Annotated in this window: 15 protein-coding genes; 5 read left to right on the top strand and 10 right to left on the bottom strand. The window is 59.1% G+C overall.

Translation table 11 applies throughout. From position 1 onward, the window contains the following. Positions 1 to 131: 131 nt before the first annotated feature. From DWV58_RS00875 to DWV58_RS00865, 3 genes are all read right to left on the bottom strand, one after another. Positions 132 to 842: a metallophosphoesterase gene (locus DWV58_RS00875; protein ID WP_117635372.1), complete on the bottom strand. Its 711-nt coding sequence runs from the start codon at positions 840 to 842 to the stop codon at positions 132 to 134. Continuing rightward, complete coding sequence (locus tag DWV58_RS00870) at positions 839 to 2,755, bottom strand: BMP family ABC transporter substrate-binding protein (protein ID WP_117775874.1); 1,917 nt, start codon at positions 2,753 to 2,755, stop codon at positions 839 to 841. Before DWV58_RS00870 ends, DWV58_RS00875 begins: the two co-directional genes overlap by 4 nt. Positions 2,756 to 2,848: 93 nt before the next feature. After that, a complete protein-coding gene (locus DWV58_RS00865; RefSeq protein ID WP_117775873.1) occupies positions 2,849 to 3,616 on the bottom strand; it encodes a mechanosensitive ion channel family protein in 768 nt (255 codons plus the stop codon). Positions 3,617 to 3,792: 176 nt separating this feature from the next. On the opposite strand from DWV58_RS00865, the gene DWV58_RS09830 reads away from it, so the two are divergent. Further along, positions 3,793 to 3,948, top strand: a complete 156-nt coding sequence (locus DWV58_RS09830; RefSeq protein ID WP_158564496.1) for a hypothetical protein — start codon at positions 3,793 to 3,795, stop codon at positions 3,946 to 3,948. A 2-nt stretch (positions 3,949 to 3,950) separates the two neighbouring features. Here DWV58_RS09830 and DWV58_RS00860 read toward each other — a convergent pair whose 3' ends face one another. The 6 genes from DWV58_RS00860 to DWV58_RS00835 form a co-directional block, all read right to left on the bottom strand. Further along, entirely contained in the window at positions 3,951 to 4,745 is a 795-nt protein-coding gene (locus tag DWV58_RS00860) for an ABC transporter ATP-binding protein (RefSeq protein ID WP_022093887.1), read from the bottom strand. Continuing rightward, positions 4,738 to 5,661: an ABC transporter permease gene (locus DWV58_RS00855; RefSeq protein WP_117775872.1), complete on the bottom strand. Its 924-nt coding sequence runs from the start codon at positions 5,659 to 5,661 to the stop codon at positions 4,738 to 4,740. Before DWV58_RS00855 ends, DWV58_RS00860 begins: the two co-directional genes overlap by 8 nt. Positions 5,662 to 5,865: 204 nt before the next feature. Next, complete coding sequence (locus DWV58_RS00850; RefSeq protein WP_117775871.1) at positions 5,866 to 6,846, bottom strand: ABC transporter substrate-binding protein; 981 nt, start codon at positions 6,844 to 6,846, stop codon at positions 5,866 to 5,868. Between the two features lie 160 nt (positions 6,847 to 7,006). Next, entirely contained in the window at positions 7,007 to 7,792 is a 786-nt protein-coding gene (locus DWV58_RS00845; RefSeq protein WP_117583094.1) for a hypothetical protein, read from the bottom strand. A gap of 249 nt (positions 7,793 to 8,041) precedes the next feature. Continuing rightward, positions 8,042 to 9,445, bottom strand: coding sequence for an asparagine--tRNA ligase (asnS, locus tag DWV58_RS00840; protein ID WP_117775942.1), 1,404 nt, complete (start codon positions 9,443 to 9,445; stop codon positions 8,042 to 8,044). Positions 9,446 to 9,626: 181 nt separating this feature from the next. Continuing rightward, positions 9,627 to 10,190, bottom strand: a complete 564-nt coding sequence (locus DWV58_RS00835; protein WP_233540370.1) for a PTS glucose transporter subunit IIA — start codon at positions 10,188 to 10,190, stop codon at positions 9,627 to 9,629. A 244-nt stretch (positions 10,191 to 10,434) separates the two neighbouring features. Between DWV58_RS00835 and DWV58_RS00830 the strand changes: the two genes are divergently transcribed. Then, on the top strand, positions 10,435 to 11,337 hold the full coding sequence (locus tag DWV58_RS00830; RefSeq protein ID WP_117775870.1) for an alpha/beta hydrolase: 903 nt from the start codon (positions 10,435 to 10,437) through the stop codon (positions 11,335 to 11,337). 272 nt (positions 11,338 to 11,609) lie between these two features. On the opposite strand, the gene DWV58_RS00825 is transcribed toward DWV58_RS00830, so the two are convergent. After that, the gene (locus DWV58_RS00825) at positions 11,610 to 12,260 is read right to left on the bottom strand and encodes a GntR family transcriptional regulator (RefSeq protein WP_117775869.1); all 651 of its coding nucleotides are present in this window, start codon (positions 12,258 to 12,260) and stop codon (positions 11,610 to 11,612) included. 254 nt (positions 12,261 to 12,514) lie between these two features. Between DWV58_RS00825 and DWV58_RS00820 the strand changes: the two genes are divergently transcribed. The 3 genes from DWV58_RS00820 (at position 12,515) to DWV58_RS00810 (ending at position 15,647) form a co-directional block, all read left to right on the top strand. After that, positions 12,515 to 13,291: a dimethylarginine dimethylaminohydrolase family protein gene (locus DWV58_RS00820; RefSeq protein ID WP_117583089.1), complete on the top strand. Its 777-nt coding sequence runs from the start codon at positions 12,515 to 12,517 to the stop codon at positions 13,289 to 13,291. Positions 13,292 to 13,400: 109 nt separating this feature from the next. After that, on the top strand, positions 13,401 to 14,864 hold the full coding sequence (locus tag DWV58_RS00815) for a basic amino acid/polyamine antiporter (protein WP_117775868.1): 1,464 nt from the start codon (positions 13,401 to 13,403) through the stop codon (positions 14,862 to 14,864). Between the two features lie 462 nt (positions 14,865 to 15,326). Continuing rightward, on the top strand, positions 15,327 to 15,647 hold the full coding sequence (locus DWV58_RS00810) for a hypothetical protein (RefSeq protein WP_117637613.1): 321 nt from the start codon (positions 15,327 to 15,329) through the stop codon (positions 15,645 to 15,647). Positions 15,648 to 15,649: the final 2 nt, after the last annotated feature.

Raw genomic sequence — 15,649 nt, 5'->3', positions numbered from 1 at the left:
GGCACGTGAGCGCCGTCCTTACAAAACAATGAGTGTTCTCGTTAATTACACAAGCACCGTGATGGACAGGTCGGACGAGTCAGCAAAACCACCATAAAGGTGCCTATCCCCTTCGTGGTGGTTGTTGGCAGTTACCAGGGGGTTCTGGCGGTTGAAGACTCGATTGCTTCGTGGCGTTTGAGCTCGCGGCGCATGGTTTGCGAGTTGAGCCAAGCGGCCTTCCAACCGCGCGTGGGGTAGCGCGCCTCGTCAATTTCGATCTTGGTATAGCCGCAGGCGTTGACAATCTTCGTTCCGCATGGGTGTTGGCGCTCGCGTTGAAAGTTGGGGCCGTAGCTTTGGTGCACATGCCCGTGAATCATATAGTCGGGACCCCAAGACTCAAGAGCCGCATTAAAGCACTCGAATCCTCGATGCGGCAGGTCGTCCAGGTCGCCCATGCCTGCGACGGGTGCATGGGTAAGTAGAATATCGCATCCGTCTACCAGTGCGATTTTTCGCGATAGCTTGCGCATGCGTTTTGCCATCTCGCGCTCGGTATACATGTTCGCGCCGTCGCGGTAGCGCATGGAACCGCCCAGACCCGCAATGCGAATACCTCGGTACACATATACGCTGTCCTCAACACAAATGCACCCGCCCGGTGCATGGCGCGCGTAGCGGTCGTCGTGGTTGCCACGAACGTACACAAGCGGTTTGTTGATGACAGTGACCAAAAACTCAAGATAGTCCGGATCCAGGTCGCCTGCGGATAGAATCAGGTCAACGTCCTCAAAGCGCTCCTTGCGAAAGCACTCCCACAGGCATCGCTCTTCGGTATCGGCTATGGCAAGGATTTTCATAGGGCGCGGACCTTCGGCTCATCGTCGAGTTGCGGAATGGTGCCCACCACGTTGTCGGCCAGCCAGTCCATCTCGACGATTTGCGTGCTCGGCAGTGGGGGAAAGCCCTCGATCTGCACCACGCCGTCTTGGCTATGGAGCTCGCCGCCAAATGGATTGATGGAGCCCTCGACGATGCCATTGCGCAGTAGCTGAACAAGCTTGCGCGTCTGATAGGGCAGGCCCGGAGCGTAGCGAATGTCGATAACGCCCGAGCTCATACCATACCAGTAGTTGACGGCGCGAACCTGGCTGTTGTCACTGGTCTCATCCCAGGTGCCATGCAGCAGGCTTCGCACGATAAGCTCGTAGTAACGGCCCCAGTTCCATACCGGCATGGCGATGCCGACGGCCTTGCCATCGACCAGGCGGTGGAGTCCGTAGGCCGTGGGGTCCTCCAGCGACTTGGACATGTCGACACCGGTCATAACACTCACGCCTTCGCGGCACATGGCCTCGGCAAGACCGCCGGCGGGTACATCGCCCCAGGTGAGGATTACCTGCGCGCGAGGGTCGAGCAGCGAGGCGCCGATGGCAAAGGCGTTGATCTCGCTAAGCGCGCCCGACGCAAAGACCGACGCGTGGTAGCCAATGCGATGGTTGTCCGCCATGCTAGCCGCAAGGGCGCCCAGGAGGAACTTGGCCTCGTACATCTTGCCAAAGTACGAACGGACGCTTTGGTGGGGAAGGCCGATAGAACAGTTAAGGAACCGAACCTGGGGATACTCAACGGCTGCCCTGAGCGTGTATTCCATCAGGCGGTGCGAGGTCGAGAAGATGACGTTGTCTCCATGTTTGACAGCCGTTTCCACGGCGGCGTAGAACACGTCCGGATCGTGGCAGTCCTCGAACGCCTCGGTGCGCACGATACCGCCAAAGTGCTCGTCGAGATACTGACGCCCTTGGTCGTGTAGGCTGTCCCAGCTCGACGTTGCACAAGGGAATTCATGGATAAAGGCGATGCGCAGGGGATTGGCCGCCGAATAGACGGTCTTGCCCATAAAGAAGTTGAGCACACCGGAGGTGGACTTGGCGGGCGACTCTTCCTCATCGACACTCGGCGCTTCGACAAGATCGACCTTGTCCTCGTCATTTTTGCCGGCAATGACCAGCTCGCGCCAAATTTTGCACAGGCGGTTTACGACGATATCCGTCGGCGTATCCAGCAGGCGGTCCTGGTTGTACACATTGAGGTAGACGAGCATGGCGTCGGCGGGCGTAATGTCCAGGTGGTCGCCGCCCGCGCGAAGGTAGGCGCGCTTAAAGAGCAAGAAGGTGTGGCGCAGGTAGTCGACCTTTTTCTGCGGCCATTTTTCGATAAGGTTCTGACCGAGCATCTTGGCGAGTGTCTCGTAGCTTCCCTCACGCGAGAACTCGATCTCGTATAGGGGGCAGACGCGCCAAAACGCGCAGAACTCACCGTATAGGCGGCTTTCGACGGAATCCCATGTGCCGGGGTAGAGACGGGTAATCTTGGCCGAAACCGTCGGGGCGTCCAGGAATTTGAGGACGCTGACGCGCTTGTTGCCCTCTTGGACGTAAAACCGATGCATGAACTCGGTGACGATGATGGGGTCGCGATAGCCCTCGGTCACCTGGATGTCGTAGAGGTTGGACCACTTGCGGGCGAACTCGGTGCTAAACGGCAGCAGGGGCATGAAGTTGCACGAAAAGGCGGACTGACGGCCCTTGGTAACCGTTCCGACGACCATTTCGAGCGGAATGTCTCTTAGGCCGACATTCTCTCGCTGACCTAAGGGGAGCTGGGCGACCAAGCTATCGAGGTCCGTGAGGTACGGATGCTCGCTTTGACTAATGGCGCGACGGCGTCCCTGCTCGCCGCGCTTGCGTGCTTGACGATAGGCCTCTTCCATGGTGTCTACTCCCTTAGTCGTTTAAACAACGATATGAACCATGTTACCACGATGCGAAACCGCCACAAAGGTGCCTGTCCCCTTTGTGGCGGTTTAGGCGATGATGGGGGCGATGGCGCGGATGCAGGCGTCGGCCGCCGTAAAGGTGGCGCTGTCGTCGCTGACGATAAAGATGATTTTGCCCTTAATGCCAAAGTCGCCGATCTCGCTAAAGAGCACGTAGGGCTCCTTGTCAAAGCCCGAGATGGGCGAGACAGCCGCTTTGGTGGCGCTGACGAGCTCGTCTGCTAGCTCATCGAGCGACGCCCATTTAGAGGGGTCTTTGACCGCGACAGGGACAGCCACGCGCCCAAAGGGCATCAAATGCACGAGTGTGTTCTTGGAGATGTTGGAGTTGGGGACGATGATGGTCTGCCCGCAGGCATCTTCGATGGTCGTGTGGCGCCAGGTGATGTCCTGGACCACGCCTGATACGCCACCGACCTCGATATTGTCGCCGGGCTTGATGATGCCCATAAAGGTCACCTGCATACCGCCGATAAGGTTCGACAGCGTGTCCTGAAAGCCGAGCGAGATGGCGATGCCGCCGACGCCAAGAGCGGCGACGAGGGCGTTTGCATTAATGCCAAAACAGTTGTCGAGGATAAAGCTGCCACCGATCATCCAGATGACGGCGCGAGCGATGTTGATGAAGATACTCGATGCCGGAAGTGGGTTGTCGTCGCGGTTGAGCAGGTGGCGCAGGGTCTTGGATACGACCTTGGTGGCGATGGCGGTGCCTATTACCAAGATGACGGCCCAGATGATGTTGTGGACCCACCGTTGCTCAAAGAAATGAAGAATCGGTTCAAACAATTCCATGTAGGGAAAACCTCCTCATGATCGTTCAACCATGATACCCACCAAAAGCCCGTCCGATCACATCGGACGCGCCGATAACTTGAGATGGGGTGGCCGCGGTGGCGTAGGCTGGGGCGCCGGCGAGCACGCCGGCGAGGAGGGCGACGGTCAAGGCAAGACGGGGAAGGAGTCTTTTCATGGCAGTTTCCTTAGTTCTTAACCAGTGGTTCCTGCTGACGCTGGATTATCGACATAATATGCGAAAACCGCCGCAAGGGCGTCTGTCCCTTTGCGGCGGTTTTGACGTTTGCGCAGATAAAACCTGCCAAAATAAACCTGTCCCTATTTGGTAGGTTTAGCTCAGCAGCATGCGGTCGTTGGCGAGCTCGCCGCCCGAGACCTCCTCGAACTTCTGCAGCAGGTCGGCTACGGTGAGCGACTTCTTCTCGTCGCCGGCCACGTCGTAGATCACATGGCCCTCGTGCATCATGATCAGACGGTTGCCCAGACGGATAGCGTCATTCATGTTGTGCGTAACCATGAGCGTGGTCAGATGGTTTTCGTCGACAATCTCCTCGGTCAGATTGAGCACCTTAGAGGCGGTCTTGGGGTCGAGTGCCGCGGTGTGCTCGTCGAGCAGCAGCAAGCGCGGCTTGGTGAGCGTGGCCATGAGCAGCGTGAGTGCCTGGCGCTGGCCACCCGAAAGCAGGCCGACCTTGGCGTTGAGGCGCGTGTCCAGGCCAAGGTCCAGGCGCTTGAGCAACTCAACGTACTCGTCCTTCTCGGCCTTGGTGACGCCCCACGAAAGGCCGCGACGCTGGCCGCGACGCTTGGCGAGGGCCAAGTTCTCGGCAATCTGCATGTCGGCTGCGGTGCCGCGCATGGGATCCTGGAACACGCGGCCCAGGTACTTGGCGCGCTGCGACTCGCTCAGGCGCGAGATGTCGGTGCCGTCGAGCTCGATAACGCCCGAATCGAGCGGATATACGCCGGCAATCATGTTGAGCAGCGTGGATTTGCCGGCGCCGTTGCCGCCGATCACAGTTACAAAGTCGCCGTCGTTGAGGGTAAGGTCGACGCCGGTGAGCGCGCGCTTCTCGGTGACGGTGCCCTTGTTAAAGGTCTTCTTGACGTGCGAGAGCTTAAGCATCTGCCTCATCTCCCTTCGTGTAGGAGCTGCGGAGCTTATAGCGCTCCCAAACCACGGGCACGCACAGGGCCACGGCGACAATCACAGCAGAGAGCAGTTTCATGTCGTTGGCGTCCATGCCCAGCTGCAGCACGATGGCGCGGATGAGGAAGTACACCACGGAGCCAAAGACGGCGGAGGCCAGACGGACGGAGAACTGCGTGAGACCGCCGGGCAGCAGGCGGCCGAGCACCTCGCCGATGACGATGGCGGCAAGACCGATAACGATGGCGCCGGTGCCCATGCCAATGTCGGCATACTTCTGGCTCTGGCAGATGAGCGCACCCGAAAGGCCAATGAGGGCGTTGGAGAGCACGAGGGCGATCATTTTGGTGGTGTTGGTGTTAACGCCCAGGGCGCGGATCATGTACTCGTTGTTGCCGGTGGCACGCAGTGCCGAGCCGATCTCGGTGCCAAAGAACCAGTACAGGATGGCGACGATGGCCACGGCCAGCACGATGCCTAGGATAATGGCAACAGTGGACTGCGGCAGGCCCGTCATGTTGCTGACAGACGAGAAGATAGTGCCCTTGGCAAGGATGGGCGTGTTGGACTTGCCCATGATACGCAGGTTGATGGACCACAGACTGATCTGGGTGAGGATTCCGGCGAGGATTGCGGGAATCTCAAAGACGGTGGTCAAAATGCCCGTGACCGCGCCCGCGATGGCGCCGGCGCACATGCCGGCCAAAACGGCGAGCAGCGGGTCGACGTCGTTATTGACGATGAGCACGGCGCAAACACAGCCGCCGAGGGCAAAGCTGCCGTCGCAGGTCATATCGGGGATGTCGAGCAGGCGGAACGTGATAAACACGCCGAGCACCATGATGCCCCAGAGGACGCCCTGCGAAACGGCGCCCTGCAATGCAATGAGCATGCTTCATACCTCCTAGGATAGGGTGGACACGTGATTTTCCATAATAGCGGTACCAATGCATAAAAGAGCGATGGACAGATGTTTTGTTTTACCTGAAACAAGCAGGGCGAACGCCGGTCTTTAGCGTTCGCCCCAATGGCTCAGATATTGAATAACGCAGCTGCGGCGCGCGTGCGGGCCCTAGATGCGTCACCGCGCATGGTGCTACTCGTCCAGAGCGGAAAGGTCGATACCCAGAGCCTCGGCCATCTCGTCGTTCTTGACGACGACCAGGTCCTTGTTCGAGAGGTGCTTGATCGGCATATCCTTGGGCTTGGCCTCGCCCTTCAGGATCTTAACGGCCATCTCGCCCGCGGCGTAGCCCAGGTCCTTATAGTTGATGGAGAGGGTGAACAGGCCGCCGGCCATGCACATACCCTCCTCGCCGGTCACGAAGGGGAGCTTATTCTCCTTGCAGATCTGGCCGACCTGCGAAGCGCCCGCGGCGATGGTGTTGTCAGTGGGGGAGTACAGCGCGTCGACCTTGCCCACGGCAGACTCGACGACGGACTGAATCTCGTTGGAGCTCGAGACGGTGAAATCGGTGTACTCCAGGCCCAGCTTGCCGAGCTCCTTCTTGGCGGCTTTGATCTGGACGTCGGAGTTGGACTCGGCGGTGCAGTAGAGCAGGCCGACCTTTTTAACGTCGGGCAGGACCTTCTGCATCATCTCGAGCTGCTCGGCGACTGGGGTGAGGTCGGAAGCGCCCGTGACGTTAGTGCCGGGCTTGTCGTTGTCCTGGACCAGGCCGGAGGCGGCGTAGTCGGTGATGGCACAGCCCACGATGGGGATATCGGCCGTGGCGCCGGCGGCAGCCTGCGCGGCGGGCGTGGCGATGGCATAGATCAGGTCGACGTTGTCGCCCACGAACTTGTCGGCGATGGACTTACACGTGGACTGGTCGTTCTGGGCGTTCTTCTGGTCGATCTTGACCTTAAGGCCGCTCTCCTTGATGGCCTTGACAAAGCCGTCGTTGGCGGCATCGAGTGCGGAGTGCTCGGTGAGTTGCAGAACGCCGATGGTGTAGTCGGAACCGGCGGCAGCAGAGCCGGAACCAGAGTTGCCGCCGCATCCGGCGAGCGGAGCGAGCGCGAGCAGACCGGCGGAGACCAGAAGGCTCCTGCGGCTGATGGTGATGTCCTTCATATCATTACCCCCAGTATAAAAATGGCTGGAAACACTGCACTGGGACAAAGTGCAAGTGGAACTATAGTAGCGCTGATGTCCATTTTTACAACAGCCTGGCGGGTTTTTTAATACAGAATCGGATGGGCGGTACGGGTAGTCGAATGGGCGGCGGAGGGTCTTATGCGGCGGAGGAGGCATCGTCCTCGTCCAGGGCGGCGAAGAGCTTCTTGCCGTCGAGGAGACGTGTGGTGACGTTTCTCATTCGGCCGATCTCTACGGTACGCAACGTGTCATCGGCGCCTCGCGCGTCATAGACCGTTCCCAGCAAATACGAGATGCCGTCTCGTTGCTTGATGGCAAAGGGACGGAGTGTCATCCGTGCCACTTCGACCTCTCCGCGTGCCGTGACACTCGAAATATCAAAACTCACCGTGGTTCCGTGGTCGATGGCCTGCTCGATGAGCTCGCAGGCATCGATGCGCTTGACGGGCGTGCGTGTGGCCTTGGTGGATTTGCCGCCTGCGCTTGGAGCAGGCTCGGGTGCATCGAGGTAGCCGCGAACGTCGGCACTCGCCATGGCGACCAGGTGCTGCGCCATGCTTTTTCGAATGGCGATGGGCGTAGAGCGGTTGCGCATGACCATGCCGTGGAGTCGGATGATCTCTTCGTCGGTGAGCGGACGGGTCAAGAGCCGATACCCCACGCCGCGCTTGTACTCAATTTCGTATCCGGCATGGCGAAGTGCGGAGATGGCGGTGTAGATGCTGCGCCGCGCCGCCGAGATGGGCATGCGGGCGGGGTCGCCGGGATGGGCGAGGCGCCGGATCAACTCATCGGAAAGCATGGCCTTGTCCTCACCGGTGTTTTCGCTTAATAGTTGCAGGATGCGAACGGCGCGATAGGCTGCCATCGAGGCGGCGCCCCTCGTCGTGGTCTCGTAAGTTTCAACAGCGGTTTCGGTCATGGCGCCCACGTCCTTTCCGTTTTGGGTGGCGACGGTATGGAGCCTAGGACGCGGGGCTTTCCCAGGGGTGCAGGACGCTCTGGGCGGTCGGTAGCCGTCGGCAAGCGGCGGGTCGAGTTTTCAACAGCCCTGCCCAACTGACCAAAAACTTGCCAAAAGCTTGACGGATGCTGTTGAAAAAAGCGCCCCTCGGCTTGCCGAGAGGCGCTGGCGTGATGCGCTGGAACGCGTTTGGTGGCGCTGTGGCGATTAGAAGTCGGCGTTGCCCACGGTGCGCGGGTGCGGCAGGACGTCGCGGATGTTGCCCACGCCGGTCAGGTACATGACCAGGCGCTCGAAGCCCAAGCCGTAGCCGGCGTGCTTGCAGGAACCATAGCGGCGCAGGTCCAGATAGTACTTGTACTGCTCGGGATTCATGCCCAGGTCCTTGATGCGGGCCTCGAGCAGGTCCAGGCGCTCCTCGCGCTGGGAGCCACCGATGATCTCGCCGATGCCCGGCACCAGGCAGTCGGCGGCGGCGACGGTCTTGCCGTCGTCGTTCATGCGCATGTAGAAGGCCTTGATCTCGGCCGGGTAGTCGGTTACGAAGGTCGGGCGCTTAAAGTGCTCCTCGGTCAGGAAGCGCTCATGCTCGGTCTGCAGGTCGATGCCCCAGCTCACGGGATAGTCAAATTTGTGACCGGCGGCGACGGCCTGCTCCAGGATCTCGACGGTCTCGGTGTAGGTAACGCGGGCAAAGTCGGAGTTTGCCACGTGGTCCAGGCGCTCGATTAGGCCCTTGTCCACAAACTTGTTGAGCATGTTGAGCTCGTCGGGGCAGGTGGCCATAACGTCCTTAAGGACGTACTTGAGCATGGCCTCGGCGTTATCCATGTAGTCGTTCAGATCGGCAAAGGCCATCTCGGGCTCGATCATCCAAAACTCGGCGGCGTGGCGCGTGGTGTTGGAGTTTTCGGCGCGGAAGGTGGGGCCAAAGGTGTACACGTCGCCAAAGGCCATGGCAAAGTTCTCGGCATTGAGCTGGCCGGACACGGTGAGGCTCGCATGCTTGCCAAAGAAGTCCTGGCTCCAGTCGACCTCGCCGGACTCGGTGAGGGGCGGATTTTTGGGGTCGAGCGTGGTCACGCGGAACATCTCGCCGGCGCCCTCGCAGTCACTCGTGGTGATGATGGGGGTGTTGACGTAGACAAAGCCCTGCTCCTGGAAGAAGCGGTGGATGGCGGCAGCCGCGACAGAGCGGATGCGGAACACGGCGCGGAACAGGTTGGTGCGCGGACGCAGGTGCTGCTGGGTGCGCAGGAACTCGACGGTCGCGCGCTTCTTCTGCAGCGGGTAATCCGGGGCGCTCGTGCCCTCGACCTCGATGGAGGTGGCAGAAAGCTCGAAAGGCTGGGGCGCATCGGGGGTCAGCTTGACGGTGCCGGTGCAAATGAGTGCGGCCGAGACGTTTTGATGGGCGATCTCGTCGTAGTTGTCGAGTGCCTCGCGGTTCATGACGACCTGCAGGTCGCGGAAGCAGCTGCCGTCGTTGAGCGTAACAAAGCCAAAGTTCTTCATGTCGCGGACGGACTTAACCCAGCCGGCGACGGTGACAGTCTGGCCGCCGAGCGACTCGGCATCGGCATAGAGCTGCGCGATTTTGGTGCGGTTCACGTATCCTCCCATAACGGTTGAATGATAGTTATCCATACAGTTCGATATTCTAGCAGCTCGGCTCATTTGGGCTATACAGATAAGGCATTGGCGGGATGGTTTTTCAAACGAAAAGCGCCCGCGGCCAGATGGTCGCGGGCGCTTGACGAGGTGCCTTTTGGCTGTGTGGCGCGGGGCCTGGCTACTTGGTCTTGGCTACCAGCAGTGGGTCGCCAAGCTTGACGAGCGGGTTGCCGCCGATAAGCGTTCCGGACTCGCCGACATGGTCGATGCTTTTAAGACGATCGAGCTCGGAGACGATGACGGTCACGATGTCCTCGTGACCAGCGGCCTTAATGGCCTCGCGGTCGAAGCTGATGAGCGGCTGGCCTGCCTTGACCACATCGCCCATCTCGACAAAGCGGGCAAAACCCTTGCCGTTCATTTCCACGGTGCCCAAGCCAACATGGATGAACACGCGAAGACCGTCCTCGGTGATCATGCCAATGGAGTGGTTGGTGACAGTGGTGGCGCCGATGCGGCCGTTGGCGGGCGCATAGATGGTGTCGGTAATGGGCTCGATGCCATAGCCCTGGCCAAGCATGCCCGAGGCGATCGTCTCGTCGGGAACTTCGTCCAGGTTGACGAGCACGCCGTTGACGGGGGCATAGATGACGCCTTCGCGGGTGGCGAAGCTTGCTGCGGGCGGAACGGACGCCTCGCCGGTCGAGGTGAAGGTGGACTTAAGCGAATCGAGCAGACCCATAGTTGCCTCCAACTTAAATAGGCGCATATCGCGCGTTTGGTTTGCCGGAAACGTTTCATATGTGTTTCGCGGCTTGGTCAACGCCCCCTATTCTACGCTGCTCAGCGATACCTCTGAGCTGGGATTATGTGATATATCAGTTGGAGGGAAACTTATTGCCGGAGAGTTTCTGCGTCCTGCACCCAACTGGGGTACGCTTAGATGCGAAAAAAGAGTGCGCATAATTTGCGCGAAGGGAGCACATATGATTGTCGAGAACCATGCGCTGTGGGGCGAGGAACCGACCGAGGATTATCCGGCGACCTTTACGTATCTGGGTGCCGAGCCGCTGCCCGATAAACCGAATGGCCGTCGCCCTGCCGTGATTATCTGCGGCGGAGGTGCGTTTACGCATATCGCTCCGCATGAGCAGGATCCCGTGGCGTTTGCGTTTTTGGATCACGGCTACCAGGCCTTTGTGCTCAACTATGTGACGAGCGGCACGGGTGACGTAAGTTTTCCGCACCCGCAGACAGATCTTGCCAAGATGGTCGCCACGGTGCGTGCGAATGCCGACGAGTGGCATGTCGATCCCAAACGCGTGTGCGTCGTGGGCTTTTCTGCTGGCGGCATGATTTGCGCCTCGCTGGCAACACAGTGGAAGACCGGCCCCTTCGCGGCACTTGCCGGGGCGCGTCCGGACGACATTCGTCCCGATGCCGTGGTGCTGGGTTATCCATTGCTCGACTTTGCCTATGTGCGTGACATGCAGACGCGCGATCCGCGCATTGACTTGCGTGTGCCCAAGACGGGCGGCAAGACGGGGCGCGATCTGCTCAACGACTACCTGTCGATGGTGACGGGTGGCGAGGCAACTGACGAGCATTTGGCCGATATCTGCCCCACCACGCATGTTTCGCGTCAGATGCCGCCGACCTTTGTGTGGGGCGTGTCCGACGACAAGACGGCACCGATCGCGCAGGTCTACCCGTTTGCGCAGCGCATGGCCGAGGAGGGCGTTGCATGCGAGATGCACGTCTTTGACCAGGGCGGTCACGGCCTTTCGCTCGGCAACGCCAACACCGCGGTCGACAACGAGGACAAGCAGGTGGCGGTCCGTCCTTGGATTCGCCTAGCCTTCCGCTTCCTGGAGCGCCACGGCTTCTAGTTACGCGGTTTTACCAAACCGCGTAACAGCTCGACGCTGCAAACCCGCCAGAGCGGCAATCTGCCTTTCAACTGAGGCGGCATGACCAGAAAGTCAATGCCGCCTCGCTTCGCGTCACCTTGCTCGCTCTGGCGGGCTTTTGCTGTCGGCGTCAAAATATCGGTGTTGTCTTGGCTGCCAAAAGAATGACCCCTCGGGGACGGAGGAAAACGGATCAGTTTGGGCGGTGCTGGCGCCAAGGTTTAAGACCGACGTTGTCTCTTGTTGCTTTCCTACCAGACAGTGAACTGGGCGTTTTCCGTGTTCCAATGGACATCGCGAACGTAGTCGCGCACGCCCGTCGCATCTCGTGCTTCGAACAACTCAAGAATATGAGCATGTTCGTTGTTGGCTTTATTGAGCAGCTTACACGCCGTCTCCTGGTCAACAGTCTCGTAATCGCGCTTGATAAAGCAACGCTCGAGCTGCGAGATCATATCGCGCAGACGGTCGTTGCCACAGCGGTTGAAGTACGTAAGGTGAAAGTCTCGCTGAATGTCGTCATACTTACGGATGAGACCGCCTTGGATCGCGAGGTCCATGGAGCCGACGAGAAATTTCAGCTGCGTAATATCGTCGTCAGTTAGATTCGGACAGGCGAGATATGCGGCCTGCCCGTCGAGCGGCCCCATAATCTCAAAGACTTCAACGGCGTTTTGCTGATCGAACCCACGGACGCGGAATCCGCGGCGGGGGAGATTGTCCAGGTAGCCATCGCTTGCCAGCTGGATGAGCGCCTCGCGGACCGGCGTGCGCGACACGCCCATGGCATCGCAGATCGCTTGCTCGCTCAGCCGGTCGCCGGCGGACAACTCGCCGGCGTCAATACGGCTCGAAATATAGTCGTATACGTGGTCCTTCAGGGGCCTTCTGAGCGTTTCCATGAGCTTGTGTTCCTTAACGGTATATTTCTAAAATTAAATACGTTTCGCTTGAATAGCTCAGTCGAATTATAGAACGACCAGCTAAATCGTGCTACTTTGCGCCGATAAGCAGGAATACGCTTACCGAGGATTATCTACCGTTCGGGATTGTATACAATATACAAAACAGCAAAGACACCCTAAGATAAAGCCATCGGAAGGAAGGCGGACGCAAGGAAGTCCGCTCAGTACTATGAGATCCAAGGAGGATCATCATGACCAAGTTCAGCCACGTCATCATCCGTCGTCCCGGCAAGTCCCTGAGCAATGGCATCACGAGCGCTCCCGAGCTTGGCCAGCCCATCTACGAGCGCGCTATCGAGGAGCATTACGATTACGAGCACGCACTCGAGCAGTGCGGCGTTGACGTGTCGGTGCTGCCGGCACTCGAGCAGTATCCCGACAGCTGCTTCGTCGAAGATCCGGCCGTTATCACTCGCTGCGGCGCCATCATTACCAACCCCGGCGCCGATAGCCGCAACGGCGAGAAGGACGAGATTGAGCCGGCCGTCCGTCGCTTCTTTGACGACGAGCATGTCAAGCACATCGTTTCTCCGGGCACGCTTGACGGCGGCGACGTCATGATGGTCGGTGACCATTTCTACGTCGGTCGCTCCGCTCGTACCAACGAAGAGGGCATTCGCCAGTTCTGCGAGATTCTCGAGGGCTGGGGCCTCGAGGGTTCTGAGGTTCCGCTGGAGGAGGTCCTGCACCTCAAGACGGGCGTCAACTACATCGAGGACAACAACATGCTCGTCTCCGGTGAGTTCATCGATAAGCCCGACTTTGCCCAGTACAACAAGATCGTCGTGCCCGAGGACGAGGCGTACGGCGCAAACTGCATCTGGGTCAACGGTACGGTCATCGTTGCCGAGGGCTATCCGACTGTGCTCAAGGCCGTGCAGGATCTGGGCTACAAGACACTCGTCGTTGACACCTCCGAGTATCGCAAGGTCGACGGCGGCCTTTCTTGCCTGTCGCTGCGCTTCTAACGCGATAGCTGTAACAGTCTGATGATCGCTTGACCGATGGCCCGGCACCCGATTCGGGACGTCCGGGCCATCTTTCGTTCGATCACATGATGAAGGGGGTGCACATACAATGGCCTCTAAAGCTCAAAATGAAGAGATTATCGACCCTAATGGCCTCGATCTCTTTCGTCTGACCATGATGGTTATTACCGCCAGTATTTGTGGCGGCATCTTTTCGCTTGCCGGCGATATGGCAGCTGGCGGGGCAAATACCGGTGCGGTTATCGTCTCGTGGGGAATTTGCTTTATTGGCGTCTTTGCGCTGATGATGGTGTTCAACGGTTTGTCTCAGGCCCGTCCCGACCTGACCGGCGGCATCTATGCATACGCTGCGGCCGGTTTTGGCGATTACATTGGATTCAACTCCGCTTGGGGCTACTGGATCAGCGCATGTCTTTCCAACGTGAGCTTTGCGCTCTTGCTGTTTAGCGCGCTGGGCTATTTCTTCCCCGCGTTTGGCGCGGGTAACAACCTGCTTTCTATCGTCTGCGCCAGCGTGTTTTTGTGGTTCCTTACCGCCCTTGTGCTTCGTGGCGTTAAGGAGGCTGCGGGCATTAACACAATCGTCACGTTGGCGAAGCTGGTGCCGTTGGGGCTCTTTGTGCTGAGTATCGTGCTCCTGGGTAAGTTCAACGTCGATATCTTTATGGACAACTTCTGGGGAGAGCCGGCTGGTCCTGGCTTTGGCGAGCAGGTTGTCTCGACCATGATTGCCCTTGTCTGGGTCTTCACGGGCATCGAGGGCGCTGTCGTTATCTCGGGCCGTGCTAAGTACGTGCGTGACGTCGGCCGCTCGACGGCGCTCGGATTTGCGGCTGTATTCACGCTGTATCTGATCATCTCGATGCTGTCGCTCGGCATTATGCCGCGCGAGGAGATGGCACAGCTTGCAACGCCCTCCATGGCGGGAATTCTCGAGTGCGCAATCGGTCCGGTTGGTGCTGCCATCGTAAACCTTGGCGTTATCCTTTCGTTGGTCGGCGCGCTGCTGGGCTATGTCATCATTGCGTCCGAGACGCCGTTCGAGGCGGCGCGCCAGGGATCCTTCCCTCTGGCGTTTGCCAAGACGAACAAGCACGACGCCCCGGTGGTAACGGTTCTCGTGAGCTCCGGCATTACGCAGCTCTTCTTGATCGTGTCGTATGTGGCGGCGAGCACCTACCAGTTCTTCTATAGCTGCGCAGTCAACACGATTCTGGTTCCGTATGTCTGCTCGGCTGCCTATTACATGGTGATTGGTTGGAAGAAGGAGCATTTGGACGGACCGCATGCGCCAAGCGTCGGCAAGGCGCGATTCTTCGGCACGCTCGGCTTCATTTACACATTGTTCCTTGTGTGGTCGACGGGCCTCCAGGGCGTCATGATCACGACGATCCTTTTTGCTCCGGCCATTCCCGTTTATATGCTGGGCGAGCGAGGTCGCGGTAAGCCGGTATTTCCGCACCTGCACGACAAGCTGATCGCAGCGGTGGTCATTGTCGTGGCGGTCATCTCGCTGTATCTGCACTTTGCCGGCATTGCGCCGATAGTCTAAGACTGCGGCAAGCTTCATCGCTTGGTAAGCCGACGGAGGCGTCGCGTGCCGGTGCCGTTCGGTAATCCATAACTGACGTGGGCCTCTGTAACGTGCCTTTGTGAGCGCCCACCAAGCCCGCGCAGGTGACATTTGTTGCCAGCGCGGGCTTTTGCTGTTGCGGCGAAATAGTTCCTGTTTTTGCTGGTTAAAGCATCAAACAGGAACTATTCCACCGCAACTTGTTTTGATTCGCTGGGGGACGGAGGAAGCGGCGATCCGGAATCCACCTGCACAGTCGCTCCGCATCCCGTCCGTTGGCGCAAGTGGTGCCAAATGCAATCTGCCCCTCCTTGCACGCTTGTCCTCCTTGCAGCAATCTGTTGGTTGAACGTTGTTATGTGCTCGCAGTTTCTGGGCAAGCCGTCTCGCAGCAAAGTAGACTAGATGGCCATTTCAAAAAGCCTACTCAGAGGAGGAACCATGCTTGAGGGTACGTATGTGGTTTCGGCCCAGACGCCGGTGGGGAGTAGACGCGGCGAGGTGACGTTTTCACATGGGGTGAACGGCGCGCTCAGGGCAGTACTAAACGTCAGGGGTCTCAATATTGCTCTCTCGAGTGCCCGTGCTGAGGGCGATTTCTTTGAGCTCTTGGGTACTATCTCCCACGTCTTGATGGGCAAGGCGCCCTTTACATGCACGGGGTCGGTCGAGGGTGATCGACTCACTGCTACCGCGCGGTCGGGTTCCGTTTCGATCTCGCTGAGCGGTATGCGTAAAGAGCCTTCGGGGCGCACCGCATAAAG

The sequence above is a fragment of the Collinsella sp. AF11-11 genome (genome assembly GCF_003465485.1).
Taxonomy (GTDB): domain Bacteria; phylum Actinomycetota; class Coriobacteriia; order Coriobacteriales; family Coriobacteriaceae; genus Collinsella.
This window is presented reverse-complemented; position numbering and strand designations above follow the sequence as displayed.

What these genes read in the sequence shown, in the direction of transcription:
- DWV58_RS00875 (WP_117635372.1), bottom strand. Translation starts at nt 842, where the DNA reads ATGAAAATCCTTGCCATAGCCGATACCGAAGAGCGATGCCTGTGGGAG.
- DWV58_RS00870 (WP_117775874.1), bottom strand. Translation starts at nt 2,755, where the DNA reads ATGGAAGAGGCCTATCGTCAAGCACGCAAGCGCGGCGAGCAGGGACGC.
- DWV58_RS00865 (WP_117775873.1), bottom strand. Translation starts at nt 3,616, where the DNA reads ATGGAATTGTTTGAACCGATTCTTCATTTCTTTGAGCAACGGTGGGTC.
- DWV58_RS09830 (WP_158564496.1), top strand. Translation starts at nt 3,793, where the DNA reads ATGGCAGTTTCCTTAGTTCTTAACCAGTGGTTCCTGCTGACGCTGGAT.
- DWV58_RS00860 (WP_022093887.1), bottom strand. Translation starts at nt 4,745, where the DNA reads ATGCTTAAGCTCTCGCACGTCAAGAAGACCTTTAACAAGGGCACCGTC.
- DWV58_RS00855 (WP_117775872.1), bottom strand. Translation starts at nt 5,661, where the DNA reads ATGCTCATTGCATTGCAGGGCGCCGTTTCGCAGGGCGTCCTCTGGGGC.
- DWV58_RS00850 (WP_117775871.1), bottom strand. Translation starts at nt 6,846, where the DNA reads ATGAAGGACATCACCATCAGCCGCAGGAGCCTTCTGGTCTCCGCCGGT.
- DWV58_RS00845 (WP_117583094.1), bottom strand. Translation starts at nt 7,792, where the DNA reads ATGACCGAAACCGCTGTTGAAACTTACGAGACCACGACGAGGGGCGCC.
- DWV58_RS00835 (WP_233540370.1), bottom strand. Translation starts at nt 10,190, where the DNA reads ATGGGTCTGCTCGATTCGCTTAAGTCCACCTTCACCTCGACCGGCGAG.
- DWV58_RS00830 (WP_117775870.1), top strand. Translation starts at nt 10,435, where the DNA reads ATGATTGTCGAGAACCATGCGCTGTGGGGCGAGGAACCGACCGAGGAT.
- DWV58_RS00825 (WP_117775869.1), bottom strand. Translation starts at nt 12,260, where the DNA reads ATGGAAACGCTCAGAAGGCCCCTGAAGGACCACGTATACGACTATATT.
- DWV58_RS00820 (WP_117583089.1), top strand. Translation starts at nt 12,515, where the DNA reads ATGACCAAGTTCAGCCACGTCATCATCCGTCGTCCCGGCAAGTCCCTG.
- DWV58_RS00815 (WP_117775868.1), top strand. Translation starts at nt 13,401, where the DNA reads ATGGCCTCTAAAGCTCAAAATGAAGAGATTATCGACCCTAATGGCCTC.
- DWV58_RS00810 (WP_117637613.1), top strand. Translation starts at nt 15,327, where the DNA reads ATGCTTGAGGGTACGTATGTGGTTTCGGCCCAGACGCCGGTGGGGAGT.